The following is a 26,638-nucleotide window of genomic DNA, read 5'->3' as shown; positions in this document are numbered from 1 at the left end:
GCGTAATAAACTGGATTTTTTTCGAGGTATAAAAAAGGATATAAAACTTATTTGTTGTTAATAACCAACCTAAAGCCTTCTCCGTGAATATTTAAAATTTCTACGTTAGGATCTGGTTTTAAATATTTACGCAATTTAGCAATATACACATCCATACTACGAGAGGTAAAATAATTATCATCTCTCCATATTTTAGTCAGTGCTAATTCTCTAGGCATTAAATCATTTTCATGCAATGCCAATAAACGTAACAACTCGTTTTCTTTTGGCGATAATTTTGAAGGTTCACCTCCATCGAACTTTAAGAAACGAAGTTTTGAATTGAGATCAAAACGTCCAATTTTAAATTCAAATTGTTTGCTATCTGCAACCGTATCTGTTGCCTTACGCTGAATTATAGCTTTAATTTTCATTAATAAAACCTCACTATCAAAAGGTTTATTAAGGTAATCGTCTGCTCCTACTTTATAACCTTTTAATACATCTTCTTTCATCGCTTTAGCGGTTAAGAAAATAATAGGAACGTCTGTGTTTTTTTCGCGAATTTCTTTAGCTAATGTAAAGCCATCCTTATAAGGCATCATCACATCTAATATACAAAGATCGTAATCGTCTTTTTTGAACTTTTCAAAACCTTCCATTCCATTTTTGGCATGGACAACGTCGTAATCGTTCATCATTAAATAATCTTTTAAAACGGTTCCAAAATTTGGATCGTCTTCTACCAAAAGAATTTTCTTGTTTTGTTCTTCCATAATTCGTTTTTAAGATATTAACGGCATTTTTATAATAAAAGTACTGCCTTTTCCTTTTTCACTTTCTACTGATATATGACCTTGATGGTCTTCTACTATTCTTTTTACATAGGCTAAACCTAAGCCATGTCCTTTTACATTGTGCACATTACCTGTGTGTTCTCTATAAAATTTTTCAAACACACGTTTGGCAACAGCTTTTGACATTCCATTACCTTGATCTGCTATTTTTACAATAATATTATTTCCTACGTTTTCAGTATACACATCTATTTTTGGTGCATCATCTGAATACTTAATAGCATTATCTAATATATTAACAATCACATTTGTAAAATGTGTCTCGTTTGCTAAAACTGATGACTCAGCAGCGTTTAAATGCATTTTCACATAGCCTTTACGATCTTCAACTATTAATTCTACATGTGTAATAGCATCTTCTACTAAGTCGTGTAATTCTATATGTTCCTTACTAATATTAAGTTCGTTTTTTTCTAATTTAGAAATACGCAATACATTTTCTACTTGAGCATGCATACGCTTATTTTCTTCTTTTATCATTCCTAAATAACGTTTCACCTTTTCTTGGTCATTAATTATTTTAGGGTTTTTTATAGAGTCTAATGCTAAATTGATAGTTGCAATTGGCGTTTTAAACTCATGTGTCATATTATTAATAAAGTCTGTTTTTATCTGTGATATTTGTCGTTGCTTTATTAATTGATAAATCGCACTAGCATAAGCTATGATAATAATACTTGTAAATAGTATAGACAAAAATCCCATCTTTAGTACAGAGGATATTAAATACTTTTTTCTATCCGGAAAATCGACCCAAAGATTATAATTACTCTCTTTATTATTGTCTAAAAACACAGGAATACCATAAGCCTTTTCTTTTTCAAAATTTTGGGTTTGCACCTTTGTTGCTAAATCATCATCATAAATAGCAAACTCAAAATTTAAATCTATGCCTTCATCCTTCAGTTCTCTTTTTAAGAAAGCTTCAACTTGTTTAGTCGTAACACGTTTATAAATTGGAATATCTTTTAAATACTCCTTTATAACATCTTCATACATTTGCTTTTCAATAATTGGCATAGATGAAATCTCGACCAATCGTTGCATAGGTTTTATAGAGGTATTACCATCTAAACTGGAATTACTATAAACTTCTTTAACACGCTCATTAGTTAATTTACTAATGTTAAAACTGTCTGCATCAATTTCAAAGAACAACGAAGGGACTTTAAGACGCTCTTCTAAAACCGTATTACGATTTATTATAGTGAGGTCATTTAAATCATCTTCTGATGTAATAAAAAGCTGTCTTATTTTTACCGAATCTACTTTAGTGTCTTTATTTAAGTGAGGTTGAAGCTTTGAAAATGCATCTCTTAACTCCATTTCTTCAATTGAATTAGACACAAAACTTAAAGCTCGTTTTACACTTAGTGTAAAATTTTTGTCCTCATTTTCTAAACTATTATTAATAAAAAATGATTGCACAAAAATTATTCCAATGAGAGATAAACTCATTAAGACTATCAATAAGACAAATAATTTTTTACCCATCAGTCAAATTTAACATTTTAACATTTAGTACAAATTAGGTTTAACCTTACATTAACAAAAGAAATTCTTTTATTTTTTGTTAATATCTTGAAGTATTTGCTGATGAATTTCTAAAGCTTGCTTTTTTGCTGATTCCAAATCATTATTTGTAATTACAAAATCTGACTTTTCAATTTTCTCTTTATCAGACAATTGATTCTTAATAATTGATTTCACCTTTTCTTCTGAAGTATTATCTCGCCTCATTACACGTTGTATTCGTAGATCTTCATCTGCAACTACTGTGATAATGTAATTGTATTGATTTTCAAGGTGGTTTTCAAAAATAATAGCGGCTTCTTTTATAACATAATGTGAATCCTGCTTTTTTAGCCAACGTTTAAAATGCGATGCAACTTTTGGATGTACAATCGCATTCATTTTAGAGAGTAAGGTCTTGTCGTTAAAAATTTTTGAAGATAAATACGGTCTATTTAATGTATCATCTACATAAGCAGCGTCACCAAACAACTGAATAAGTTTTCTTTTAATAATTTTAGAACGATTCATTAAAGCTTTGGCTTCGACATCTGCAATATAAACTGGTACTCCAAACGATTGAAAACACTTTAAAACCGTTGTTTTCCCACTTCCTATTCCACCTGTTAATCCTACTACTATCATCTTATAACTTTATAAAATCTATTCGTTTCTGTTTTATATTAACATGTTTTACAGACGCTGGCTTCTTTACTATTTTAGGTACTAAATACGTTTGGTTTGCATTTAAGTCTGTATAATCACATTCTAATTTAAAATTTGAAGCTTTGATAGCGTTATAGCTTTCTAAATCTACATAATAAGAAACACTAACTGTTTTTGGAAAATAATTAATTGTAACATCCTTGGGCTGATTGGTTATAGTAACAGGAACTTCTACAATGCCTTCTGTAAATCTAGCAACCTCTCCTGATACGGAAATTGACTTTGGAAATATTTCAATATTTTCAAAACCTGAAATATCTAAATTTACGTTTTTTTCAATATTGTTTTTAACATTATTAAGGGTTAAATTCTCAGTATTAATATGAGTAATTTTGTCGACCTCAGAAGTTGAACCTACGATTTTTACACTGTCTTTATCAAATTTAAGTTCCCCTTTTAAATCATAACCTACAGCATAATTAATAGTCTGTTTTAAAGTTATAGGAACCATTTTTGAAGCTCTCTTAGAAAATGAAATTAAAAGTGTATCTGGTAAAACAGAAAGTAATTTATAGGAATGACCTAATTGATCTTCTATTAAATATTTATGCTTTTGTACATCGAACAAAAAATGATTGGATTTTACAGTCACATCTTTTTTTGCGTTTAAAACAAGCCCTCTATAACTATTAAACATTAGCGGCACTAATGAAAAGCCTTTAGCCTCTACATACGCATTAATATAATTAATCGAGTCATTTTCTAACAAAATTTCATCTTCAAAATCGACTAAATTCACTTTTAGTTGTATTGTCTGTTTATAATCGTTAGATAACTTAGAAATAATTAAAAACACAAATGCAATGGCAAAGAACAGACTAAAACGCTTAACGCTTTTCTTTTTTAAATAGTCTAATATGTTTATTTTTTTCTTAGAATTCATTTATACTTTAAAAAAAAGTTGTGGAAATGCCTCTTCTGGGTGCTTACCCAAAACAACTAGGTTAAATGTAGACTTTAAAAAACCATAACCATAGCCTACAAACTGAATAATTATAGCAAATAAAGCCTGAAACGCTACACTGATGCTTCGGGTTGAAATTAAAGCCATTACAAAAGCTAAAGTAAAATATAAACCATAAAGATATAATGGCAAATTTATATGTAATAATGCCAATATAATTGAAACAATTATCCCTAAACTAAATAAAGTAGGAAACCAATACACTAAACTTTTAGATTTAGGATGCCATTGATTAAGAATTGGTCTTACCATACCAAATTTGTAAACTTGAGTATAAAACTTAGACCAAGAGACCCGGCGTTTATGATAAACAAAAGCCGTTTCAATTAGCGCAGTTTTAAAGCCTAATTGGTGTAAACGTAATGACAAATCGGGATCCTCACCTGGATGAATTTTTCCAAAACCACCAGAAGCTAAAAATGCTTTTTTAGACAATCCCATATTAAAACTTCTTGGCTGAAAATCTTCAAGCTTTTGTTTTCCGCCTCTAATACCGCCTGTTGTTATAAACGAAGTCATAGCAAAATTAATGGCTTTTTGCAGATTAGTAAACGACGAATGCGCCGCGTCTGGCCCACCAAAGCAATCGTAATAAGATGCATTTAAAAACGTTTCAACTTCTATTAAATAATTTGACGGCAACAAAACATCTGAATCTAAAATAATATAATAGCTTCCTTTTGCTTTTGTCATACCAAAGTTTCTAGAGTCACCTGGACCTGAATTTGGTTTAAAATAGTATGAAATATTTAGATGATTACTAAATTGCTCAACTATGTTTTCTGAAGTTTCTGTAGACCCATCTTCTACAATGACAATTTCATAACTACGATGACCTTTAAAATTTAAAAAACTCTCTAGGAGTTCTTTAATTTCATCTGGTCTATTATAAACTGGAATAATAAAGGAAAAATCAATGTCATTCATAGGTAACAAAGATAAATAAACCAAGCGCAACTTTTAATAGTTACATGAGCTTTAAATGCATAGACCACCATTTAATAAAAATGACGCATTGAAGACTTGGTTTTAAATAAAAAAAGCCGCTAAAATAGCGGCTTTTCTGTAATTATATGTTGATTAAACTTATTGCTTAATCACTCTTATTGTTTCTGTAACGTTTGCAATAGTTACTTTAACAAAATAAGTACCTGTTTGTAAGCTAGACATATCTAAATCACTATCTACTGAGTTAGGAGTCGCTCTTAATACTTCTTGTCCTAGCATATTATACATTGCCACTTGCTCTATGGTATTTTTAGCATTTAATGTTAATGTATTTTTAACTGGGTTTGGAAAATAAGAGAATGCTGCTTCAGTTTCAAAATTGTTTACACTTAACGCTTCATCTGGAGACCATAAGGCTATTGTGAAATTTGGTGTAGACGTTGGGCCTGCACTATAATAAAATACTCTTACAAAGTAAGTTTCACCTACCACAAAATCAGTACGACTAATTCTTGGGTTAGCATATGTAGAATCATAATCATCACATTCAATTGAGACTAAACTACCACAAGCGCCACTAAATAATTCAACTACCCCATCAAAATCATCAGTTACATCAATATTAGCAGCTGTTGAAGTTGCTACAAAACTATACCAAACATCATCATTTGCATTACTACCTGCACAAGCTGCAATACCTGAGTCGGTTGCACTAGCAATAGTTCCTGATATTTGTGTTGCAGAAGCTAAATCAGTAATTTCATTTTCAACAGTTAATACTACTGCACCTTCGCAATCATCATTAGCTGGTGGTGGTGGTGGTGTTCCAATACAAATATCAAAAGTTGTCGTTGGATTAGCTGCTGTACCATATGAATTTACTCTTAATAAATAAGTTTCACCTACCGTTAATCCTGTTACAGTACTGTTATTATTATCACTACAGTTTACGTTTGTAAGTGTCCCACAAGATCCTGACCAAACAGAATGGTATAAATCAGTTGGAGTACCTGTTACATTTAATAAACTAATTTTATGAGATTCTGCTGTTGCCACAAAAGAAAACCATACATCATCATTTTCAGTACCATTACATGTCGCTTCATCTTCACCTGATGCGGTAGCAAATTGAATTGTACCAGCCGTAGTTACTGCACAATCAAAATCTTCATTTACAGTTAATGCAATTGCTCCTGCACAATCATCATTAGCTACCGGATCTACAACAAGCTCGATACTTACATTGTTAGTCCCATCCCAAGTGCCATTGAAACCTCCATAAGTATAAGCTGCGTTATTTAAACGCCATCTTGCTGCTACATAGTTTGTACCAGGTTGAGTATCCGAAGTCGTATATTCATATTCATCATCATTACCTGAATCGCTGCTATATGTAGCAACTTTCCATAGTGCGTTGTCCCACGTTGCAGGGTCAGTATTCTCGTTATTAATTGCAATCCAACATTCAACACCTGCACCTGCACCTGCTGCATCTGTAACACCAGCTTCGTAGCCTTTAGCATATACTGTTACGGCTGTACCAGCGTTAACAGATAAAGATGTATCACTACCATTAGTACCATCAGTTACCCACTGTACATTGTTAAAGTCCATTGCATCGGTAGGCGCAGCTATAATAGATAATTTATAATCTTCTACCTCACCTCTTCCAGAACCAAAGGCACAGGCATCATCATTAGGGTTACTATCATTATAATCTACCATCGTTCTAAGTCTATAGTCACCCATAGCTGTTCCACTTGGCACGGCTATTGTAGCTTCAAATGGACCATTATCATAACTTGTTGTATTGTAAACGGTTTCTGTGTCAGCATCGAATATAAAATCATTATTCCAATCTACCCAAACAGCATAACCAGCTGTTCCACCTACAATTTCTGCAGAAAAATCAAACGCACCTCCTTCGAAGCTTTCAATTGTATTTGTATCATAATAATCTGCGTATCCAGTGCCTGTATAACCTGTTTCACTTGTTGAAGTATCCATTAAAGCACCCGTTACAGTAAATGAATCTGTATAGGTACCAGGATTTGTAGATTCAGGAACACAATATCCTGTGTAAAAATATTCAGGTCCAACCCATGCACTTACATCACCACCTGTACAATCTGCTTGCACATAAAATTCATATGCTGTATCTGCAGTTAAACCAGTTTTAGTAAATGAGTTTGCAACACCAGTATCAGTTGCACTACCAGTTGGAGCGTCTCCAGCTAATACAACTTCAACGTTATATAAAGATGCAGAACCATTTTCTACCCAAGATAAAACTGCTTGCGTTGATTCTAAGTTAGAAACTGTTAAATCAGAAGGTTGAGGACAGCTAATAGCCTGAGTAACATAAATATTATCTAAGTAAAAATAACTATCACCAGATACCCACTCACCTCTTACTCTAAATTTAAAATCTGATCCGCTTGGCAGACTAGCCGCAGGTATTACTTCAGAGTATTGCGTACAAGCTGTTGTTTCTGTAACCGCAAAAGAAGAAATTAAATTCCAGTCTGTACCATCATTAGTTGAATACTCTACATAAATAATATAATCTACTGCATTAGTAGAATATGGTCTAGCATTCCATTGAAATTCAACTGTTGTATCTGTCCCATTTGAGATACCTGAATAATTAGGAGAAGTTAAATCGCCATCGTAAGCCTCTTCAGACCAAGTGTTATAATATAAGTTATTATACAAATTCCCTGTACCTTCACATAAGTAATCTGCAGTTGTACTTGAGTAATAATAAGTGTTAGTCCAATCAGCAGGAACCCCTGAATCTAAAGATTCATCAATAAATATTTGCGACTGTCCTTGCCAAGAAAAGGCAAAGCAACACAGTGCAAATAAGCAAAACGTAATTTTTTTCATAAAATTGTATTTTAAAGTTAGTAATTCTTTAAAAATATGTTAATTATTTAGAATAACTTTTAGTTTAACTTTCAAATCGTTGAAATGTCGAAAATACCGACAAAAAACATTTAGGCTATATTTTAAAATAATTGACTCTTTTACTTCAATTAGACTGTCAAAATTCATGAATTTTAAAAGCAATAAAAAAGCCGCTATGTAATTAACATAACGGCTAAAAATATATTGTTTATTAAGTTGTTTATTGTTTATCTACAAAGGTCTCCATAACAGCATCACTGACCCCCATATTACTAAATCCTCCATCGTTATATAAATTCTGAAGCGTTACTCGTTTTGTTAAATCACTAAATAGTGTCACAGTATAATTTGCACAATCCATTGCAGTTGCATTACCTAAAGGCGACATTTTTTCTGCATAAGCTATAAATCCATCAAAACCTTTTACACCTGAACCTGCTGTAGTTGGTGTTGGTGATTGCGAAATGGTATTAACTCGTACTTTTTTATCTCTACCAAAGAAATAGCCAAAGCTACGTGCAATACTTTCTAAATATGCCTTATTATCTGCCATATCGTTATAATCAGGAAATACACGTTGTGCAGCCATATACGTTAAAGCTACAATACTTCCCCATTCATTCATGGCATCAGCTTTGTAAAGTGTTTGCATAACTTTATGAAAAGACATTGCTGACACATCTGTTCCTTTTTGTGTCCATGCATAATTTTGATCTGTATAGTGTTTTCCTTTTCTAACATTAATAGACATACCTATTGAATGTAAAACAAAATCAATTTTACCTCCTAAAATCTCCATAGATTGTTCTACTAAATTTTGTAAATCTGCTTCCGAAGTTGCATCTGCAGGAATAATTTGAGAACCTGTTTTTTTTGCCAATTCATCTATCTGTCCCATTCTCATAGCAACAGGTGCATTGGTTAATACAAACGCACCACCTTCTTCATGTACACGTTCAGCAGTTTTCCAAGCAATAGAGTTTTCGTCTAAAGCTCCAAATATGATTCCTTTTTTTCCTTTTAGTAAATTGTATGACATATGGTTATTGTTTTAGTTGTTTGTTTTTTAAAGTCTAAAAATTGCGACTGTAAGCTTATAAATTGATTTTAGGTTATAATTCTTCAATAATATTATTCCATTTATCTGTCCATTGGCCGTCTTTATATATAATGAGACCAAATTTTTTATGATAATATTTATCACCATTTTGTAATACGACGCTATTATCTGGAAAAATATAGTCAGGAACACATTCTCCATTTATAATTACATGATTAACCTCACAAGGATCATCTTTATCACAAGCAAGACACACAAGGCCTCCTGCAAATAATAGAATTATAAAATACCGTTTCATCTTTTAAAATTAATTAATTTAACAATTGCTTTGCATGTGCCATTGCTGAATCTGTAATATTTAATCCACCAAGCATCTGAGCAATCTCTACGATACGTTCGTCTTCATTTAATTTTTTAAGCTGTGTATGTGTTACTTCTTCGATATCTGTTTTAAACACTTTAAAATGCGAGTTGCCTTTGGCTGCAATTTGAGGCAAATGTGTAATAGTAAATACTTGCATTTGACTACTCATTTGCTTCATTATCTCTCCCATTTTGTTTGAAATCTCACCTGAAACACCCGTATCAATTTCATCGAACATTATAGATGGCAACTGAATATATTCAGCCAATATAGATTTTATAGCCAACATTATACGTGACAGTTCTCCACCTGAGGCTGATTTTTTAAGCTCGTTAAAACTAGACCCTTTATTAGCCATAAATAAAAATTGTAAGTTGTCTTTTCCATTTTTAAGAAAATGACGAGTAGTTTCTAATTCTACTTTAAACTTTGCATTTGGCATGCCTAAATCTGAAAGTATAGCCTCTAATTTTGAAACAAAAACTGGAATAATTTTCTTTCTTTTATTATGGATTTTTAAAGCCACTTGATTAAGCTTCTCTTCTAATTTTAAAATCTGCTCTTCTTTAAGGCGTATGGTATCGTCTAAAATTTCGGTATTGTCAATTTTAGATTTTAAATCATTTTTAATAGTGATTAATTCCTCAATTTCTGAGACCGAATGTTTTTGAAATAGATTGTTTATAATTTGAAGTTTACTACCAATTTGTTCTAATTCTTGCGGATCTGTAGATAAATTTTCTTCTAAATTATCTAACTCAACTAAAATATCTTCGAGTTCAATTCCAACACTATCAATACGAGCTTTTAAGCTTTCATATAATTTACCAAAACCAGCAATTTTAGACAATTCTTGCTTTACAGCTTTTAATTGATCTATGGCACCAAGGTCTTCGGTATTTAATATGACTTTAGAACTACTTAACTTCTCTCCTATGGTTTCTACATTATTGAGCTCTTCATATTGATTTTCTAAATCTTCAAGATCAATTTTCTCTAAATTTATTTCCTTTAACTCGTTAGATAAAAACAGATTATAATCGTATTCTTTTATCAATTCAGCCTTAGAAAGCTTTAATTCTTCTAAATCTTTTTGAAGTGACTTATACGCTACTAAGCCTTTTGAAAATGTTTCCAAATTAGACTTATTTTCAGCTAAAGCATCTATAACTTTAAACTGATAATCGTCTTGGGTTAATTGTTGTGTTTGATGCTGCGAATGAATATCTATTAAGTAGCTACTCAAAGCGACTAAACTTTCTAAGGTTACAGGTGTATCATTAATAAAGGCTCTTGATTTTCCTGAAGGTAAAATTTCGCGTCTAATAATAGTTTGCACATCATAATCTAAATCTAAAACCTTAAATAGTTCTTTTAAATCATAATTGGCGATGTCAAATACGGCTTCTATAATGCATTTTTCTTCTGCATTTTTCACCTGACTTAAATCTGCACGTTTGCCTAAAACTAAAGATAGACCACCTAATAAGATAGATTTTCCGGCACCTGTCTCTCCTGTAATGATAGTTAAACCATTATTAAAAGCAACATTTAACTCATCTATGAGTGCGTAATTTTTTATGTAAAGTGATGTGAGCAAGACTTTATAATTTGTTATACAAATTTAAGCGTTTACTTATTCATATTTTGAAATAGGTAAAAAAATATTCGAGTTTACTATACTCTTATATGTTCTGGTAAAAATATAAAGGATTCTGAAATACTGCAATAACTTAAAACGGAAGATTCTACATAGGCAATAACAGTGTAGACTATTTGAATAGCATATTAATACTTAATATTTCGCCACTTTTGTGAATGCATTGGCGCTATTCTGTTTAAGATATCCATTGCTTTTGTAATGTTAACACTTGGTCCTCCAGAAAGAATATCCATAATTTCATCTGCTTTAGCATCAAAAAACACACGCATTAGAAATGAATTTGGTCGTATACTATGTACTTTCTGTAATTCATCTAATGCAGAAATAATTTGTGCCTTTCCGTCTTTTGCTCCTTCATTCATAATATCTAAGCCTTCAATATGATATTTATACATTGTAGATCTCATGGCTTTATATGATGGTGATAATAAATTATCTATTAACGCAAAACGCGACTGCAAACCATCTTCTAGTTTCCAACCTTGCCCACTTAGCTGCTGCGAATAATTTGCAATTGTTTGGGCTTGTTTAAAATAGTTATCTCCTCCATTAAGCTCAAACGTATCTGCATCCATTCCTAAAATCATATACACATGAAATGATAATACTGAAATTAAGTTAGATTCAAACTGGCTCTCATTAAACACTAAATTTTGGAATTCTAAATACTGAAAATTAAAATCTCTATCATTATAATTATAAACAGGTGAACTGTAAGTTGAATTAAAAACTGGTCGAGATGATGATACTTGAAGTGAAGCCGAAAACGAATCGTTATTATAGTCTTTAACATTAATTACCATACTACAATTAATACGCTCTTGTGCACCAAATTTTTCTCCTGTCCATTTGGTATTATTAATGAACTCTGTGAGTTGTTTTTCTAATGTTCTGAAAACAACATTATTTTCATTTCCTGTTTGTTGAGCTATAACACTAACCGTACAATTTAATTCTTGAGAGAATGTTACTGTTGTACATAAAAAAGCAAATAAAAAAAGTAGGTTACGCATGTGTTTGTTTTAATATAAGTTGCATTAAATCTTCAGCCACTTCGGTCTTAGATTTTAATTCATTTTCAATAATACTGTTAGAAGATGTTATAAATGTAACTTTATTTGTTGACACCCCAAAACCTGCTCCTTTATCTTGTAATGAGTTTAGTACAATAAGATCTAAATTCTTAGACTTTAATTTACCTTTGGCATGTTCTAATTCATTATTTGTTTCTAAAGCAAAACCGACTAAAAATTGGTCTTTTTTTATCTCTCCAAGAGATTTTAAAATATCTTTTGTCTTTTCTAACTCAATAGTAAACGTTGTTTCTTTCTTTTTTATTTTCTGAGTTGCAACATTCTTTGGTCTATAGTCTGCAACAGCTGCTGAAAGAATAGCAATATCTGAAGTATTAAAATGCTTATGAACTTCAGTATACATGTCTTCTGCACTAACTACAGGTTTTACTGTTACAAAGTTATCTGCTAATTTTTGATGTGTTGGACCAGTAACTAAAATTACCTGAGCACCTAATTTTGATGCTGCTTTTGCAATTTCAAATCCCATTTTTCCGCTAGAATGATTACCAATAAATCTAACAGGATCTATGGCTTCATAAGTAGGTCCAGCTGTTATTAAAACACGCTTTCCTCTTAAAGGTAATTGCTCTAGAATATCTTTTTCAATAAAACTAACAATATCTTCTGGTTCTGCCATACGACCTTCTCCAACCAAACCACTAGCAAGCTCACCAGTACCTGCAGGAATGAGTTGATTTCCGTATGATGTTAGCTTGTCAAAAGATGTTTTGGTAGAATGATGCTTATACATATCTAAATCCATAGCAGGAGCAAAATAGACAGGGCATTTTGCAGAAAGATAAGTTGCTAATAAAATATTATCACAAACACCATTTGCCATTTTAGCCATAGTATTTGCTGTAGCAGGTGCTATAACAAACAAATCAGCCCAAAGGGCTAAATCGACATGATTGTTCCAGACTTGGTTATTATCTTCTTCATCTGTAAAAGATGAATACACCGGATTTTTAGATAATGTAGAAAGGGTAAGTGGAGTTACAAACTCTTTAGAAGCAGGCGTCATAACGACTTTTACGTTAGCGCCTGCTTTAATAAATAATCTGACTAAACTAGCAGATTTATATGCGGCAATACCAGCAGTAATGCCCAATAAAATATTTTTATCCTTTAGAATAGACATCTAAGGTTTTTATTTATGGCTGAGGGTCATCAGTATTTCTGTGATAAATCTTATCATCTAACCACTCTTTAACAGCTAAAGAATGTGGCTTTGGTAATTTTTCATAAAACTTAGACACTTCTATTTGTTCTTTGTTTTCAAAAATTTCTTCAAGACTATCATTGTAAGTTGCAAACTCTTCTAGCTTGTCAATTAACTCACGTCTAATATCTGTATTAATTTGCTCAGCACGTCTAGAAATTACAGAAATAGCTTCATAGATATTATCTGTTGCTGCATCAATTTCGTTTCTGTCGTAAGTAATAGTACTTACAGGTGCATCTGTCTTTTTTAAATCCATCGTTATAATGTTTAACTTTTAGTAGTAAACGTATTTAATTCTTGTTCTAATTCTTGTTTTTGTATCCTCGCGTCTTCCATATGTTCTGAATTTGGATACGCTTTTTCTAATGCGTTGTAATAGGCTAAAGCGTCTTTTAAACGTTTTTCCTTCAAATAATCTACACTTAATATCGCTAATTTATAAGCAGAATCAAATCTGTAATAAAAAACTTCGCTTCTTAAAGTAGATCCAGGAAATTCAAGCAACATATTATTAAATGATTTAATAGCCGCACCATAATCGCCACTATAACCACCTATTAAATTGTATTGCATAGCTATTTCAAAAGCTTTTTTCTCTAATTTGAAATCTAACTCTTTGATTAATGCATTTGCTTCTGCTAAATATTTAGAATTAGGATAAACATTTACAAATAATTGTAATTTTTCAATAGCTTCTACCGTTTCTTTCTGTTCTTTAGAATAAACAGGCGAATTAAAGTAATAGCCTTTAGCAGATAAGAAAGCAGCTTCTTCTGCTTTTTCACTCTGCGGGTAAATATCTGTAAACTTATCTAAATGATAACTTGCAATGTAATAATCTCCTAAGTGATAAGAGCACATTGCATGCATGTAGGTTAATTTTTCAGCTTGTGGTTTCCCTCTATACTTCTGAAGAATTTGTTCACATAATCTAAAAGATTTGCTCCATTTTCCAGCATCGTATAGCTCAGTTGCCATTTCAAACTTTGCGGCAGTATCTTCAGATTTTAATGTTTTCTGAAAATCACTACACGAAATAAGTAGTACACTAACAAGTAGTATGTAAAGTCCTCTCTTCATAAATTTTAAACAGAATGCAAAAGTAAGCATTATTAACGGATTTAAAAAAAATTATTATATGCTAAAGTAAGTGATGTTATTATGCTAAAAACCTATTTATATAAAGTTTAACTTTTTCCTAATGACTTCAACTCTTTTTTAATCATTTCTTTGAGCTGATCTGTAGCTTCTACAAGTGGTAAACGCACATGTGATTTTGAGATATTTAACGCTTCTAAAACTGCTTTTATACCTGAAGGGTTATTTTCAGAAAATATTAACCCTGTAATAGGCATTAATTTAAAATGAATATCATAAGCTTCCTTTGCTTTACGAGCAATACCTAAGCGTATCATTTCAGAAAACTCTTTTGGCAATGCTTGTCCTATAACAGAGATAACACCTGAACCACCAGCTAAAGCAACACCCAATGCTAAATCGTCATCACCAGATAACACTAAAAAGTCTTTTGGTTTACTTCGTAATAATTCTAAATATTGGTGTACATTATTACCCGCTTCTTTAATAGCAACTATATTATCAAAATCTTTTGCCAATCTAAAAGTAGTTTCTGGCAACATGTTAGATGACGTTCTTCCTGGTACGTTATATAAAATTATTGGTTTTGGAGACACTTCTGCAATAGCTTTGAAATGCTGATAAATACCTTCTTGAGTTGGTTTACTATAATAAGGAGAAACCGATAGAATTCCGTCAATAGCAGAAAAATCTGTAGCTTTTATTTCAGCTATAACTTCTGCTGTATTATTTCCTCCAATACCTAAAACTAATGGTAATCTTCCATTATTTACCTTAGCTATAAATACTATTAATTGTTTTTTCTCTTCAGCGGTAACAGTTACACTTTCTCCTGTGGTTCCGCTTATCACTAAATAATCTGTACCGTTGGCAATGTTGTATTCTACCAAACGCTCTAAAGCATCAAAATCAATACTTAAATCAGCGTTAAAAGGTGTGATTAATGCTACACCAGTTCCTATAAATTTGGTCATTATATTTTTTTTAAAATGTTTAAGTATTTTTTTAATTCTTGTTTAAAAATGTTGATATCCTTTAACTCTACGTCAATTATTAAATCGTACAAGCGCTCATCTTCATTAGAAATTCCTACTTTTAAATTGGCTTTAGAAGCTGCAGTTATAAGGTTTAATTGCAATACAGGATTTTTATAAAAGCAAAGCAACATATCATAAGGCTCATTAATAAAATCTTCTAAGTCGATATTTTTTATTTTTCCTTTCCACCCAAAATCTTTTGGACTAAAATGTGCGTTCCATTGGTTGTACTCTAACTTATCATCCATAGTAAAGGCTACAATTTTATGCTTTGGAGACGTTAATCCCAATTCTTTAAAATAAACCCTAAACACTTCAAATTCATGAAATTCGCTAGCATTAAGTAATACTGCAATTGTCTTTATTTTATTGTTGTTTACCGTAGGTTTACGTTCTGTCAACAATTTGTTCACATATTTTCGATTTGATTTTTCTTTAAATGCTTTTAAAATCATTTATCTTTAGCCTTTGTGCAAATTTAAGAAAAGCACTCACATTTTATTACAAACTCCTTATAAGTTATTCAATGACTATTAAACATATTTTAAAACTCGGTATTCTGCTGCTCATATTTTCTTGTGCATCAACAAAAATTTCAAAGATTGAAGGTAAGCGTCTTGAAATTGACGACACGCTTAAACCTAATCTGGTCATTGAAAATTTTATTAAACCTTATCGTGAACACGTTAATAAAAATATGGATAGTGTTATTTCTTATGCTAAAGAAACCTATACCAAAACTGATGGTGATTACAATACTGCAATTGGAAATTTAATGGCTGACGCCGTTTATACTGAAAGCAATCTTGTATTTAATAAGAGAACAGGAAAGGACATAGATTTTGTTTTACTTAATCACGGAGGTATACGTTCTATCATTTCTAAAGGAAATATAACAATACGAACAGCATACGAAATTATGCCTTTTGAAAACTCTGTAATCGTAACCGCTATAAAAGGCAAACAAGTTAATGAAATGATGACATATCTTTCTAAATCCAAACGCGCGCACCCTGTTTCTAATCAACTACAGTTAGTATTAGATAAAAACGGCGCTATTAGTTCTGCTACAGTTCACGGAGAACCGATAGACGAATCAAAAACCTATTATGTAGCTACTAATGACTACCTCTATAATGGTGGAGATGGCATGATATTTTTTAAGCCTAATGAAAACACTTATGTCTTAAATTATAAAATTAGAGATGTCTTAATTGACAATTTTAAGAAGAAAGACACATTAAACCCAAAACGCGACCAACGCTTTATACAATTAAAGGATTAAGACACCAACTGCACACAAAAAGCTATCACCTTTGAAATAGGCAGTAGAAAAGTGCAAGTGAATGTTAAAAACCAATAAACACAAGACACGTGAAAAGAAGACAATTTATACAAAAATCTACAGCAGCAACAGCTCTAGCAAGTATTGGAGGCTTAAGCTTACAATCCTTTAGTCCTTCCAAAACAAAAAAAATAACAATACTACATACCAACGATGTGCATAGTCATATTGACCCTTTTGGACCAGACGATGGCAGAAATGCCAATAAAGGAGGTGTTGCTAGACGTGCCACTTTAGTCGACTCTATAAGACAAGACAATCCTAACACCTTACTATTAGATGCAGGTGATATTTTTCAAGGAACACCTTACTTTAATTACTATGGAGGCGAATTAGAATTTAAACTAATGAGCATGCTAAAATATGATTTAGCAACTATTGGTAATCATGATTTTGACAATGGCATCGACGGCCTTTATGCTCAAATTCCTCATGCAAAGTTTGATTTTGTCTCAGCCAACTACGATTTTTCAAATACAGTAATGGACACACATGTTAAACCTTATAAAATCTTTATAAAAGATGGGATTAAGATTGGCGTTTTTGGACTTGGAATTAAACTTGACGGCTTAGTAGATAAGAACATGTATAAAGAAACCGTTTATCATCATCCCATTGAAATTGCTCAAGATATGTCTCGTATTTTAAAAGAAGAACAAGGGTGTGATTTGGTGATATGTTTATCTCATATTGGCTATTACTACAAAAATGCTCCAGATAAAGTTAGCGATATTACCTTGGCAAGAGCCACAAAAGATATTGATCTTATTATTGGAGGACATACACACACCTTTTTACCAAAACCAACCATTGAAAAAAACAGCATAGGAAAAAATGTGCTTGTTAATCAAGTTGGAGCTTATGGCTTATATCTCGGTAAAATTGACTTTTATTTTGAACCAGGTAAAAAAGTTACATCTGAAGGAGCTTCAATTATAGTATAACATTTTAAAAGCTACACCTCTATGCGATCATCTGAATATGCTGGAGTTGGATCAGTAACTATATGTTGAGATTGCATATAGTAAAAGACAAATGCAACTACTAAGAAAAAGGAATAAACATAACCTAAACTATTATCATCACTCAAAATATAGAAATAGGCCAATTGCATAATTTCTGAAAAGACAATAAATATAGAGCCTATTAAAAACAGCATTGATTTATTATTATTCCTATACATGTAATTAATTAAGGCCATAGATAAAAGCGCCATTATCACAGAGTTATACGTAAACTCTAGAGCATACTCATAATAGTTAAAAGAACTTTCTGTTGTACTTGATATTAATGACACACAAAAAACATCTAAAACAACCAATACTATTACCGGAATAGCTAATTCTGAAAAAACTGTTTTGAGATTCAATTGAAGTAACATTTTAATTATAAGTAAACCATAAGAAGCAATGCTTAGAATATTAGATATGTAATACAAATAATCTGTCTGTCCTTCCTTGAGCTCTGGTCTATACCAAGCAATATAACCTAATATTTGCGCAATGGTAAAAACCACTAAAAACAATAAAAACAGTTTTGACTTATGTTTTGTCCATCCTACATAAAGCCATGTAAGTAATATAAAAGATATCGCACCAACAGTATCTCCTTCTACTTCTAAAGCAAAACCTTGAAGTAAAACGTAGATGCCACCTAAGAGCAATAATACTACCTTTATAATTTTTTTTATTAACATTAATTAATCCCTTATTAACGGTAGCAAATATAAACATTTTTTTTACACTTTAACGCATTAAATAAGCATTTCATCGAATAAATAGCCTTTTTTGTGTAAGAATTTACTTCAATTTAGCTAAAAAGGCTTTTTCTGTCAATATAGAAATACCTAAATTTTCTGCTTTAATAAGCTTACTTGGTCCCATTTTATCACCAGCTACTAAATAACTCGTTTTAGATGAGATAGATGAAGATACTTTACCTCCATTATCTTCTATTAGTTTTTTAAGGTCATTACGAGAGATCGTTTCAAAAACACCAGAAACAACTATAGAGAGTCCTTTTAATTTATCTGTTTGATTAGCTAGTTTTTCTGCCGAGATTTCTAATTGTACTCCAAAAGATCTTAAACGCTCTACAATTTGTCTGTTTTCTTCTGAGCTAAAAAACTCAACAACACTTTCAGCAATACGCTCACCTATTTCATCAACCGTCACTAAATCTAATGTTGTAGCAAACATTAAAGCGTCTATAGATTTATAATGTTTGGCTAATTTCTTAGCAACTGTTTCACCAACATAACGAATACCTAACGCAAACAACACCCGTTCAAATGGAATTTGTTTAGACAGCTCAATCCCTTTTACCAAATTCTCTGCGCTTTTTTGTGCCATACGTTCAAGCGGAATCACTTGTTCTACAGTTAATTCGTATAAATCAGAATAATTATGAATCAAACCCTCTTTAACTAATAAAGCAACCGTTTCACCTCCCAAACCATCAATATCCATTGCTTTTCTAGAAATGTAATGCTGAATTCGTCCGATGACTTGAGGAGGACAAGCTTTATAATTAGGACAATAATGTTTAGCCTCACCTTCTAGTCTAACAAGTTCCGTGTCACATTCTGGACATTTTGAAATATAAGTTGTAGGTACCGAATTAGCTGGGCGCATAGATAAATCTACAGCAATAATCTTTGGAATAATTTCTCCCCCTTTTTCAACAAACACTTCATCACCTTCTCTTATATCTAACTTTTCAATTTGATCGGCATTATGAAGAGAAGCCCGCTTTACAATCGTACCTGCTAATTGTACAGGTTCTAAATTGGCCACAGGTGTAATAGCTCCGGTACGACCAACCTGATAAGTAATTTCGTTGAGTCGTGTAGACACTTGTTCGGCTTTAAATTTATAAGCCATTGCCCAACGTGGTGCTTTGGACGTAAAGCCTAATTCGTCTTGTTGGTATAAATTATTCACCTTAACCACTACTCCATCAATCTCATACGGTAAATTGTGTCTGTTTTCATCCCAATAATTAATGTACTCTAAAACGTCATCTATAGAACTTACCAATTTAGCTTCTTGTGGTACTTTAAAACCCCATGATCTCGCTTTTTCTAGGCCTTCAAATTGCGACGTAATATTGAGATTATTCCCTACAATACTATATAACAAACATTCTAACGGACGTTTTGCCACTTCAGCACTGTCTTGCAGCTTTAAACTTCCCGACGCTGTATTTCTTGGGTTTTTGTATGGTTCCTCATCATTTTCAATGCGTTCTTCATTCATTTTTAGGAATCCTTCAATCGGTAAAACTATTTCACCTCTTATATCAAAACGCTCGGGATAATCGCCTTTTAATTGAAGTGGAACCGTATGTATTGTTTTTACATTTGCAGTCACTTCGTCTCCTTGTACTCCATCTCCACGAGTTACAGCTCTTAATAATTTACCATTTTCGTAAGTTAAACTTATAGAGGCACCATCGTATTTTAACTCACAAGTATAATTTACCTCACCATCGACCATCTTTTTTACTCGGGTTTCCCAATCCAACAAATCTTCTTTGGAATACGAATTATCTAACGAATACATTCTAGAATCATGAACCGTAGTTTTAAAATTCTTAGTTACAGCTCCTCCAACCCGTTGCGTTGGCGAATTGGCATCAAAAAACTCAGGATTTGCTTCTTCTAACGCCTGAAGCTCTTTGAGTTTAATGTCGAATTCATAATCACTAATGGTGGCATCATCTAAGATATAGTAATTGTAATTATGCTGACGTAGCTCTTCTCTAAGGGATTCTATTTTTTGTTTTGTATTCATTTCTAGGGAATGTAAATTATTCGCTTTATGTTTAATTCTTCATCAATAAAAAAAGTGACATTGTAGCCTAAATAGCCATCACTATTTCCCATTGTTATAATAATTTCTTTATCGTAATAATATGCCTCAGTTAAATCAAAATTTGGTTCGTATAGGTCTTCAAAATAACGTTTATCAATTTCAACATGGTTATTACTTAAATCTAAATACATTTTTGAAATATAGCTATTCGGAATACCCTCTGCCCCTATAACATCATGATTATCAATTTGAGTAATATTTAAGCTATCACTATCGTAAGTAAGTTTAGCTTTGTTTTTTTCGAACTTAGATTTATGAAAAACAATTTCTATATTTTTAGTATATAAACGAATAGAATCAGAATATAATCTTTTAATAAATGGCTCATAATCGAAAGTGTAATCTACATTAGTATCACTTTCCAAAAAATCGAAACCTACAATTGTATCTCTTGATTTTTCATCATCATAAAGTTTTACATGATAAAATCGCTCTTTTAATTCTTGGAGTTTTATTTTTTGTTTTTCGTCTTCTTTATTTAAAGTTTGATGCGTATCTGTTACAATTTTATTTTCTATACCAATAATCTCTTCTTTTTTCTCTTTACAAGAAAAGCAAACTATAAAAACGATTAAGGACACTAAAACTCTCATATTATCCTTTCTCAGCTTTCAACATTCTATCATTCCCATTCAAATCTTTGAGCAATTCAATCGCTTCAAAATTGGCATCTATTAATAACTGCTGCGTTTCTTCTCCAAGATATTGGTTAATTTCAAAATATAAGCTCCCTTTATCTTTTAACTTTTTAATCGCAAAATTGGTAATCGCTTTGTAAAATAACAACGGATTATCATCTTCTACAAACAGAGCCAAATGCGGTTCATTATCTAAAACGTTAGGCTTAATTTCTTCTTTTTCTAAGTTTCTTACATATGGAGGATTGGAAACAATGATATCAAAATTAGATTCCGCTTCAAATACTAAATGACAAGTATCATCTAAAATACTAGCCTCAATAAAATTGATATCAACCTTATTGTTTTCTGCATTTTGTTTGGCAACCTTTAATGCTTCTTTACTCACATCCAAAGCATAAACTTTGGCATTAAGCAAGTTTTTAGCTAGAGCAATCGCTATACATCCCGATCCGGTTCCAATATCTAGGATTTTCACAGGCTTATCAACTTCAAGCGACGTCACAGAACGACTAATTAGATCCACTAACTCTTCTGTTTCTGGTCTCGGAATCAATACATTTTTATTCACCTTAAATGGTAATCCGAAGAATTCAGTTTCACCTAAGATATACTGAATAGGTTTTTGCTGTTTTAAATCCTCTAAAACTTTAAAAAACGTATCCGTTTCTGATTTAGTGATTGCTAATCCTGGTTCTAAAGTCAACTGTATTCTTGGCACATTCAAATAATGTTCTGTGCATAAATAGAAAAAACTATCGACTTCATGCTTACCGTAAATAGCATCTAATTCAATATGAAATATATGTTGAAGCTCTTTTAAAACCATTATTTACAAATCTTTAAGCATCCAAACGGTACATGAGTAATGCCCTGTATTTCCCATTGGTTTATCAATAGATTTAAACCCCACTTTTTTATATAATTTACGTGCATCCTCCATATATGGTAAGGTTTCTAAATAGCATTGTTCAAAACCAGATTGCTTAGCAAAATCTAAACATGTATTCATCATTTCGCTTCCTAAACCTTTGCCTCTGGCTTCTTGCATAAAATACATCTTTTGTAATTCGCACACATTACCTTCGTAATGATCTAAAGGCGAAATTCCTGCACCTCCAATGATGTCGTTACCACGTTCAACTACAAAATACGCTTTCTTAGGCTGACTGTACGTTTCTGTCATACAATCTAAGGCCGCATCTTCATAAGCTGTACCTACTTTTGGAACACCCATTTCTATTAAAACACTCCGAATTGCTCTAGCAATTTTAGGATTGTCCTTGGCTTCAATTTCTCGAATAACAATAGTATCTTTACGCACTAAATTCTCTTTTTTAGACAAAACCAAAAATACATATAAAAACAATTTTATGTTTAAAAGACTCTTAATGTTTTCCTTAATTTTTACATTACTTTTCAACTGCTCTTTTACAAAAAAACCAGAGTTTGTTAGACTAGAGGATTTTGAGGTTGTCGATTCCAATTCTAAAAACATAACGATTAGAGCGGAAGCTTTGTTTCTAAATAAAAATGATGTTGGAGGAACTTTAAAAACAGACGATCTAAAAGTCTATATTAACGAATTAGAATTAGCATCAGTAGTTTCAGAAGAATTTGATGTCCCTAAACGAGAGAAATTTACCATTCCGTTGACTATTAAGGTTGAAACCGATAGTTTTACAAATGACAAAAATCTCGGAAGCCTATTAGGCAGTTTAATTTTACAAAAGTTAAAAGTGCATATTAAAGGCGAAATTAAATATAAGATTATGGGCTATTCGTCAACATACTCTATAGATGAAATCCAAGATGTAAAAATAAAATTGTAATTGAAACCACACGAAATCTACATAAAACGCTGTTTACAAATTGCTAAAAACGGATTAGGAACCACCAGACCAAACCCGATGGTTGGCGCTGTTATTGTTTATAATGACCATATCATTGGAGAAGGCTTTACAAGCGAATACGGCTGTAATCATGCAGAGGTTAACGCCATAAACTCGGTAAAAGATAAAACGCTTTTATCAAAAAGCACTATCTACGTTACGCTAGAACCTTGCAGTCATTATGGAAAAACACCTCCTTGTAGCGACTTAATTATATCGCATCATATCCCTAATGTAGTCATTGGATGTATTGATGACAACCCCGAAGTTGCAGGAAAAGGTATAGCCAAATTAAAAGCTTCTGGCTGTAATGTTACTGTTGGTGTTTTAGAAAATGAATGTAAAATTCATCACAAGCGATTTTTTACATTTCACAACAAAAAGCGTCCTTATATTATATTGAAATGGGCCGAAACTGCCGATGGTTTTATTGCACCACTTAAAAAGAACGACAAAAAACCGGTATGGATTACAAACACATACTCCCGTCAACTCGTACATAAATGGAGAGCAGAAGAACAAGCTATTTTAGTAGGAACCAATACAGTAATAGAAGACAATCCGAGTTTAACGGTTAGAGATTGGTCTGGCGAAAATCCAATTAGAGTGGTTTTGGACAAAACTTCAAAATTAAGCTCAGACTACAACATTTTTAATGAAGACGCTAAAACCATAAGACTTACCAATAAAATTATTGATTTTGATAAACCGATAGCCACTCAAATTGCAAAATTGTTACATCAGCAAAATATTAGCTCTGTTATTATTGAAGGGGGAGCAACAACACTACAAACATTTATAGATGAACACCTTTGGGATGAAGCTCGCGTTTTTATAGGAAACGCAAGTTTTAAAACAGGAATTAAAGCACCAGAATTAATTGGGAATTTAATTTCTGAGTCTCAAATCAAAAATGATTTATTAAAAATATATGCAAAAGATTAAAACACTAATTTTCGATTTTGGTGATGTATTTATCAATTTAGACAAGCCAGGTGCTATGCAACATGCTTTAGATTTATTTAATTTAAAGACGTTTGATACAGATATGATTGAAACCAATATGCTTTATGAAGTAGGAAAAATTTCAACTTCTGAATTTATTGCGTTTTATAAATCAAAATTTCCCAATGTTAGTGAAACCGAACTTATTAATGCATGGAATTGTCTCATAAAGGATTTTCCTGAACACAGATTAGAGTTCATTAAAAATTTAGCAAATCAAAAAGAATACAAACTTATATTGTTGAGCAATACCAACGATATGCATATTGATTTCATAAAAAAGAATGTTTCATTTTATGAAGAGTTTAAAGCTTGTTTTGATGTCTTTTACTTGTCTCAAGAGATTCATTATAGAAAACCAAATACAGCTATTTTTGAATTCGTATTAAAAGAAAATAATATTAATGCTAATGAATGCCTTTTTGTCGATGACACCAAAGACAATACAGATACTGCAGCTGGTATGGGTTTCCACACATGGAATATAGACGAAACTAAAGAAGATGTGGTAACACTTTTTAAAACTAAAAAAGAGCTCTTTTGATATATCTACTCATCAGTATCCTTTCTTCTACCGCTATTTTTGTAGTATTTAAACTCTTCAAAAAATATGAAGTTAATACCCTACAAGGTATTGTTGTTAATTATTTTACAGCATTCCTCTTAGGCTTTTTACTTTATAAGGGACGAATTGTACCTTCAGAAATCATTCAAACGGATTGGTTTATCGCTGCTATCATGCTCGGATTCTTATTTATTGCCATATTTAATGTTATGGCCTTAACCGCTCAGAAAAACGGTCTCTCCGTCGCTTCTGTTGCTAGTAAAATGAGCGTTATCATTCCTGTAGTCTTTGGTATTGTGGTGTTTAAGGAAAGTGTTGGTACTCAAAAAATATTAGGCATCATATTAGCTTTAGTTGCTGTTTATTTAACCTCTGTAAAACAAAAAGGAAATATTGTACTAACGCAATCTATATATTTACCTGTTATCTTGTTTTTAGGATCTGGAATTATAGATACGTCAATAAATTATTTTGCTCCAGACGATAATATTCCTTTATTCTCTGCAACTATTTTTGCTATGGCAGCCCTCATTGGTGTTATCCTATTACTCGTAAGCCTTGCTCAATCTAAAAACAAACTTAAACTAATAAGTATTCCCTTTGGTATTGCCCTTGGTCTTGTTAATTACTGTTCTATTCACTTTTTACTTTTAGCATTAAGAGTAGAAAACACAGAAAGTTCAACCCTATTCACCATTAATCATATTGCAATTTTAGCACTCTCAACATTAATAGGACTAGTCTTATTTAAAGAAGATATTTCGAAGAAAAACTGGATTGGTATTATTTTAGCCTTAATTTCAATAGCATTAGTCACTTTAGCATAATGGAAAACGATTTATACAAAACAATAACAACTCCTGCTCAAGGCGAATTATTTAAAGACAAGAATAGTAAATTCTATGGTTTTGCTTTTCCTGTTACCACAGAAGAACAAGTAAAACAACATCTTGAAGACATAAAAAAAGAGCATTATGCCGCCAGACATTGGTGTTACGCATACCAAATAGGAACAGAAGCTATTCAATACAGAGCTAATGACGACGGAGAACCTAACAATTCTGCAGGAATGCCAATTTACGGTCAAATACAATCTTTTGAAGTTACCAACATCCTAATTATAGTAGTGAGATACTATGGAGGTGTAAAACTTGGAGTTGGTGGTCTTATTAATGCTTACCGAACAGGTGCGCAATTAGCATTAGAAGCTTCAAAAATTGTAGAAAAAACAATTAATAAAAAATTTCAGCTCAAATTCGAATATAAAAACATGAGCAAAGTGATGCGAATTTTAAAAGAGAATGATGTTGAAATTACAAATCAGACCTTAGAATTAAATTGTTTGTTAGAAATATCTGTCAGAAAAAGTCACAGTTCTAAACTATTTGAACTGTTCAATCAATTTTTCGGTGTAACTATCGATGAATTATAACGAATAATTTTGCAGTTTGTCTAAAAGATATTTTGGACATCGTGTAGGCCTATTCTTCTTCGTGTCAATAAATGCTAAAATTGTACTTCCGGTAGCCAATAAAACATCAGATTGGTTTCGCAATTCATATTCAAATTCTATGGTTGCCGTTGGCATCTTTTTAAGTGTTGTTTTTACTTTAAGCACATCATCATAACGTGCTGAATTTTTGTAATTTATAGACAATGAAACCACTGGCAACATAATCCCATCAGCCTCCATTCCGCTATAACTAAGTCCAAACTCACGTAACCACTCGGTTCTACCTACCTCAAAATATATAGCATAGTTCCCATGGTACACAACGCCCATCTGGTCTGTCTCGCCGTAGCGTACTCTTATTTTAGTTTCATTATAATTCATATATAAATCTTAGATTAAGAAAAAATATTGTAATTTTAAAAATCGTTTTAAACATGAGGAAAAAA

The 26,638-nt window shown here is 31.8% G+C and carries 28 protein-coding genes; 7 read left to right on the top strand and 21 right to left on the bottom strand.

What is annotated here, in order from left to right; translation table 11 throughout:
* Positions 1-47: 47 nt before the first annotated feature.
* The 15 genes from VDP25_RS10520 to VDP25_RS10450 all read right to left on the bottom strand — a co-directional run bounded on the left by VDP25_RS10520 (position 48) and on the right by VDP25_RS10450 (position 15,874).
* The gene (locus VDP25_RS10520; RefSeq protein ID WP_215924907.1) at positions 48-755 is read right to left on the bottom strand and encodes a response regulator transcription factor; all 708 of its coding nucleotides are present in this window, start codon (positions 753-755) and stop codon (positions 48-50) included.
* Between the two features lie 9 nt (positions 756-764).
* Positions 765-2,294, bottom strand: a complete 1,530-nt coding sequence (locus VDP25_RS10515) for a sensor histidine kinase (protein WP_252723610.1) — start codon at positions 2,292-2,294, stop codon at positions 765-767.
* A gap of 105 nt (positions 2,295-2,399) precedes the next feature.
* Positions 2,400-2,993: a dephospho-CoA kinase gene (gene coaE / locus VDP25_RS10510; RefSeq protein ID WP_334469529.1), complete on the bottom strand. Its 594-nt coding sequence runs from the start codon at positions 2,991-2,993 to the stop codon at positions 2,400-2,402.
* Position 2,994: 1 nt separating this feature from the next.
* A complete protein-coding gene (locus VDP25_RS10505; protein WP_334469527.1) occupies positions 2,995-3,957 on the bottom strand; it encodes a YbbR-like domain-containing protein in 963 nt (320 codons plus the stop codon).
* The gene (locus VDP25_RS10500; protein ID WP_334469525.1) at positions 3,958-4,965 is read right to left on the bottom strand and encodes a glycosyltransferase; all 1,008 of its coding nucleotides are present in this window, start codon (positions 4,963-4,965) and stop codon (positions 3,958-3,960) included.
* Positions 4,966-5,124: 159 nt separating this feature from the next.
* Entirely contained in the window at positions 5,125-7,875 is a 2,751-nt protein-coding gene (locus tag VDP25_RS10495; RefSeq protein ID WP_334469523.1) for a GEVED domain-containing protein, read from the bottom strand.
* Between the two features lie 241 nt (positions 7,876-8,116).
* Positions 8,117-8,935 (bottom strand): enoyl-ACP reductase FabI, encoded by an 819-nt coding sequence (locus VDP25_RS10490; RefSeq protein ID WP_334469521.1) that lies wholly within the window; start codon positions 8,933-8,935, stop codon positions 8,117-8,119.
* A 73-nt stretch (positions 8,936-9,008) separates the two neighbouring features.
* The gene (locus VDP25_RS10485; protein WP_334469519.1) at positions 9,009-9,254 is read right to left on the bottom strand and encodes a hypothetical protein; all 246 of its coding nucleotides are present in this window, start codon (positions 9,252-9,254) and stop codon (positions 9,009-9,011) included.
* Between the two features lie 13 nt (positions 9,255-9,267).
* A complete protein-coding gene (gene recN, locus VDP25_RS10480; protein WP_334469517.1) occupies positions 9,268-10,920 on the bottom strand; it encodes a DNA repair protein RecN in 1,653 nt (550 codons plus the stop codon).
* Between the two features lie 188 nt (positions 10,921-11,108).
* Entirely contained in the window at positions 11,109-11,996 is an 888-nt protein-coding gene (porD, locus tag VDP25_RS10475) for a type IX secretion system protein PorD (protein WP_334469515.1), read from the bottom strand.
* On the bottom strand, positions 11,989-13,200 hold the full coding sequence (coaBC, locus tag VDP25_RS10470; RefSeq protein WP_215924917.1) for a bifunctional phosphopantothenoylcysteine decarboxylase/phosphopantothenate--cysteine ligase CoaBC: 1,212 nt from the start codon (positions 13,198-13,200) through the stop codon (positions 11,989-11,991). The genes porD and coaBC overlap by 8 nt, the downstream gene beginning before the upstream one ends.
* Positions 13,201-13,213: 13 nt before the next feature.
* Positions 13,214-13,540, bottom strand: a complete 327-nt coding sequence (locus VDP25_RS10465) for a DNA-directed RNA polymerase subunit omega (protein WP_215924918.1) — start codon at positions 13,538-13,540, stop codon at positions 13,214-13,216.
* A gap of 11 nt (positions 13,541-13,551) precedes the next feature.
* Entirely contained in the window at positions 13,552-14,364 is an 813-nt protein-coding gene (locus VDP25_RS10460; RefSeq protein ID WP_334469512.1) for an outer membrane protein assembly factor BamD, read from the bottom strand.
* Between the two features lie 107 nt (positions 14,365-14,471).
* Positions 14,472-15,356, bottom strand: a complete 885-nt coding sequence (gene dapA / locus VDP25_RS10455; RefSeq protein WP_334469510.1) for a 4-hydroxy-tetrahydrodipicolinate synthase — start codon at positions 15,354-15,356, stop codon at positions 14,472-14,474.
* Entirely contained in the window at positions 15,356-15,874 is a 519-nt protein-coding gene (locus VDP25_RS10450) for a DUF6913 domain-containing protein (protein WP_215924921.1), read from the bottom strand. Before VDP25_RS10450 ends, dapA begins: the two co-directional genes overlap by 1 nt.
* A 71-nt stretch (positions 15,875-15,945) precedes the next feature.
* On the opposite strand from VDP25_RS10450, the gene VDP25_RS10445 reads away from it, so the two are divergent.
* Positions 15,946-16,704, top strand: coding sequence for a 5'-nucleotidase (locus VDP25_RS10445; protein ID WP_334469507.1), 759 nt, complete (start codon positions 15,946-15,948; stop codon positions 16,702-16,704).
* Positions 16,705-16,793: 89 nt separating this feature from the next.
* Complete coding sequence (locus VDP25_RS10440; RefSeq protein WP_334469505.1) at positions 16,794-17,708, top strand: bifunctional metallophosphatase/5'-nucleotidase; 915 nt, start codon at positions 16,794-16,796, stop codon at positions 17,706-17,708.
* A gap of 11 nt (positions 17,709-17,719) precedes the next feature.
* On the opposite strand, the gene VDP25_RS10435 is transcribed toward VDP25_RS10440, so the two are convergent.
* The 5 genes from VDP25_RS10435 to VDP25_RS10415 all read right to left on the bottom strand — a co-directional run bounded on the left by VDP25_RS10435 (position 17,720) and on the right by VDP25_RS10415 (position 22,601).
* Entirely contained in the window at positions 17,720-18,460 is a 741-nt protein-coding gene (locus VDP25_RS10435) for a hypothetical protein (RefSeq protein ID WP_334469503.1), read from the bottom strand.
* Between the two features lie 103 nt (positions 18,461-18,563).
* On the bottom strand, positions 18,564-20,558 hold the full coding sequence (gene ligA, locus VDP25_RS10430) for an NAD-dependent DNA ligase LigA (RefSeq protein ID WP_334469501.1): 1,995 nt from the start codon (positions 20,556-20,558) through the stop codon (positions 18,564-18,566).
* A 2-nt stretch (positions 20,559-20,560) separates the two neighbouring features.
* On the bottom strand, positions 20,561-21,232 hold the full coding sequence (locus tag VDP25_RS10425; protein WP_334469499.1) for a hypothetical protein: 672 nt from the start codon (positions 21,230-21,232) through the stop codon (positions 20,561-20,563).
* A gap of 1 nt (position 21,233) precedes the next feature.
* A complete protein-coding gene (gene prmC, locus VDP25_RS10420; protein ID WP_334469497.1) occupies positions 21,234-22,106 on the bottom strand; it encodes a peptide chain release factor N(5)-glutamine methyltransferase in 873 nt (290 codons plus the stop codon).
* 3 nt (positions 22,107-22,109) lie between these two features.
* Positions 22,110-22,601, bottom strand: coding sequence for a GNAT family N-acetyltransferase (locus VDP25_RS10415; RefSeq protein WP_334469495.1), 492 nt, complete (start codon positions 22,599-22,601; stop codon positions 22,110-22,112).
* 67 nt (positions 22,602-22,668) lie between these two features.
* On the opposite strand from VDP25_RS10415, the gene VDP25_RS10410 reads away from it, so the two are divergent.
* From VDP25_RS10410 to VDP25_RS10390, 5 genes are read left to right on the top strand one after another with little or no spacing between them, the layout of a single operon-like run.
* Entirely contained in the window at positions 22,669-23,109 is a 441-nt protein-coding gene (locus VDP25_RS10410; protein WP_252723611.1) for a hypothetical protein, read from the top strand.
* Entirely contained in the window at positions 23,110-24,114 is a 1,005-nt protein-coding gene (ribD, locus tag VDP25_RS10405; protein WP_334469491.1) for a bifunctional diaminohydroxyphosphoribosylaminopyrimidine deaminase/5-amino-6-(5-phosphoribosylamino)uracil reductase RibD, read from the top strand.
* On the top strand, positions 24,101-24,718 hold the full coding sequence (locus tag VDP25_RS10400; protein ID WP_334469489.1) for an HAD family hydrolase: 618 nt from the start codon (positions 24,101-24,103) through the stop codon (positions 24,716-24,718). Before ribD ends, VDP25_RS10400 begins: the two co-directional genes overlap by 14 nt.
* Positions 24,715-25,566, top strand: coding sequence for a DMT family transporter (locus VDP25_RS10395; protein WP_334469488.1), 852 nt, complete (start codon positions 24,715-24,717; stop codon positions 25,564-25,566). Before VDP25_RS10400 ends, VDP25_RS10395 begins: the two co-directional genes overlap by 4 nt.
* Positions 25,566-26,171, top strand: a complete 606-nt coding sequence (locus tag VDP25_RS10390; protein ID WP_334469486.1) for an IMPACT family protein — start codon at positions 25,566-25,568, stop codon at positions 26,169-26,171. The genes VDP25_RS10395 and VDP25_RS10390 overlap by 1 nt, the downstream gene beginning before the upstream one ends.
* Here VDP25_RS10390 and VDP25_RS10385 read toward each other — a convergent pair.
* On the bottom strand, positions 26,166-26,573 hold the full coding sequence (locus tag VDP25_RS10385) for an acyl-CoA thioesterase (RefSeq protein WP_215924934.1): 408 nt from the start codon (positions 26,571-26,573) through the stop codon (positions 26,166-26,168). The genes VDP25_RS10390 and VDP25_RS10385 overlap by 6 nt on opposite strands.
* Positions 26,574-26,638 lie beyond the last annotated feature (65 nt).

Origin of the sequence: Winogradskyella sp. ECml5-4, from assembly GCF_036903175.1 — a bacterium.
GTDB lineage: Bacteria > Bacteroidota > Bacteroidia > Flavobacteriales > Flavobacteriaceae > Winogradskyella > Winogradskyella damuponensis.
This window is presented reverse-complemented; position numbering and strand designations above follow the sequence as displayed.

What these genes read in the sequence shown, in the direction of transcription:
- VDP25_RS10465 (WP_215924918.1), bottom strand. Translation starts at nt 13,540, where the DNA reads ATGGATTTAAAAAAGACAGATGCACCTGTAAGTACTATTACTTACGAC.
- VDP25_RS10450 (WP_215924921.1), bottom strand. Translation starts at nt 15,874, where the DNA reads ATGATTTTAAAAGCATTTAAAGAAAAATCAAATCGAAAATATGTGAAC.
- VDP25_RS10385 (WP_215924934.1), bottom strand. Translation starts at nt 26,573, where the DNA reads ATGAATTATAATGAAACTAAAATAAGAGTACGCTACGGCGAGACAGAC.
- VDP25_RS10425 (WP_334469499.1), bottom strand. Translation starts at nt 21,232, where the DNA reads ATGAGAGTTTTAGTGTCCTTAATCGTTTTTATAGTTTGCTTTTCTTGT.
- ligA (WP_334469501.1), bottom strand. Translation starts at nt 20,558, where the DNA reads ATGAATACAAAACAAAAAATAGAATCCCTTAGAGAAGAGCTACGTCAG.
- VDP25_RS10500 (WP_334469525.1), bottom strand. Translation starts at nt 4,965, where the DNA reads ATGAATGACATTGATTTTTCCTTTATTATTCCAGTTTATAATAGACCA.
- VDP25_RS10490 (WP_334469521.1), bottom strand. Translation starts at nt 8,935, where the DNA reads ATGTCATACAATTTACTAAAAGGAAAAAAAGGAATCATATTTGGAGCT.
- VDP25_RS10505 (WP_334469527.1), bottom strand. Translation starts at nt 3,957, where the DNA reads ATGAATTCTAAGAAAAAAATAAACATATTAGACTATTTAAAAAAGAAA.
- porD (WP_334469515.1), bottom strand. Translation starts at nt 11,996, where the DNA reads ATGCGTAACCTACTTTTTTTATTTGCTTTTTTATGTACAACAGTAACA.
- VDP25_RS10460 (WP_334469512.1), bottom strand. Translation starts at nt 14,364, where the DNA reads ATGAAGAGAGGACTTTACATACTACTTGTTAGTGTACTACTTATTTCG.
- VDP25_RS10435 (WP_334469503.1), bottom strand. Translation starts at nt 18,460, where the DNA reads ATGTTAATAAAAAAAATTATAAAGGTAGTATTATTGCTCTTAGGTGGC.
- coaBC (WP_215924917.1), bottom strand. Translation starts at nt 13,200, where the DNA reads ATGTCTATTCTAAAGGATAAAAATATTTTATTGGGCATTACTGCTGGT.
- VDP25_RS10520 (WP_215924907.1), bottom strand. Translation starts at nt 755, where the DNA reads ATGGAAGAACAAAACAAGAAAATTCTTTTGGTAGAAGACGATCCAAAT.
- VDP25_RS10495 (WP_334469523.1), bottom strand. Translation starts at nt 7,875, where the DNA reads ATGAAAAAAATTACGTTTTGCTTATTTGCACTGTGTTGCTTTGCCTTT.
- prmC (WP_334469497.1), bottom strand. Translation starts at nt 22,106, where the DNA reads ATGGTTTTAAAAGAGCTTCAACATATATTTCATATTGAATTAGATGCT.
- VDP25_RS10515 (WP_252723610.1), bottom strand. Translation starts at nt 2,294, where the DNA reads ATGAGTTTATCTCTCATTGGAATAATTTTTGTGCAATCATTTTTTATT.
- VDP25_RS10445 (WP_334469507.1), top strand. Translation starts at nt 15,946, where the DNA reads ATGACTATTAAACATATTTTAAAACTCGGTATTCTGCTGCTCATATTT.
- VDP25_RS10410 (WP_252723611.1), top strand. Translation starts at nt 22,669, where the DNA reads ATGTTTTCCTTAATTTTTACATTACTTTTCAACTGCTCTTTTACAAAA.
- VDP25_RS10485 (WP_334469519.1), bottom strand. Translation starts at nt 9,254, where the DNA reads ATGAAACGGTATTTTATAATTCTATTATTTGCAGGAGGCCTTGTGTGT.
- coaE (WP_334469529.1), bottom strand. Translation starts at nt 2,993, where the DNA reads ATGATAGTAGTAGGATTAACAGGTGGAATAGGAAGTGGGAAAACAACG.
- dapA (WP_334469510.1), bottom strand. Translation starts at nt 15,356, where the DNA reads ATGACCAAATTTATAGGAACTGGTGTAGCATTAATCACACCTTTTAAC.
- VDP25_RS10390 (WP_334469486.1), top strand. Translation starts at nt 25,566, where the DNA reads ATGGAAAACGATTTATACAAAACAATAACAACTCCTGCTCAAGGCGAA.
- VDP25_RS10400 (WP_334469489.1), top strand. Translation starts at nt 24,101, where the DNA reads ATGCAAAAGATTAAAACACTAATTTTCGATTTTGGTGATGTATTTATC.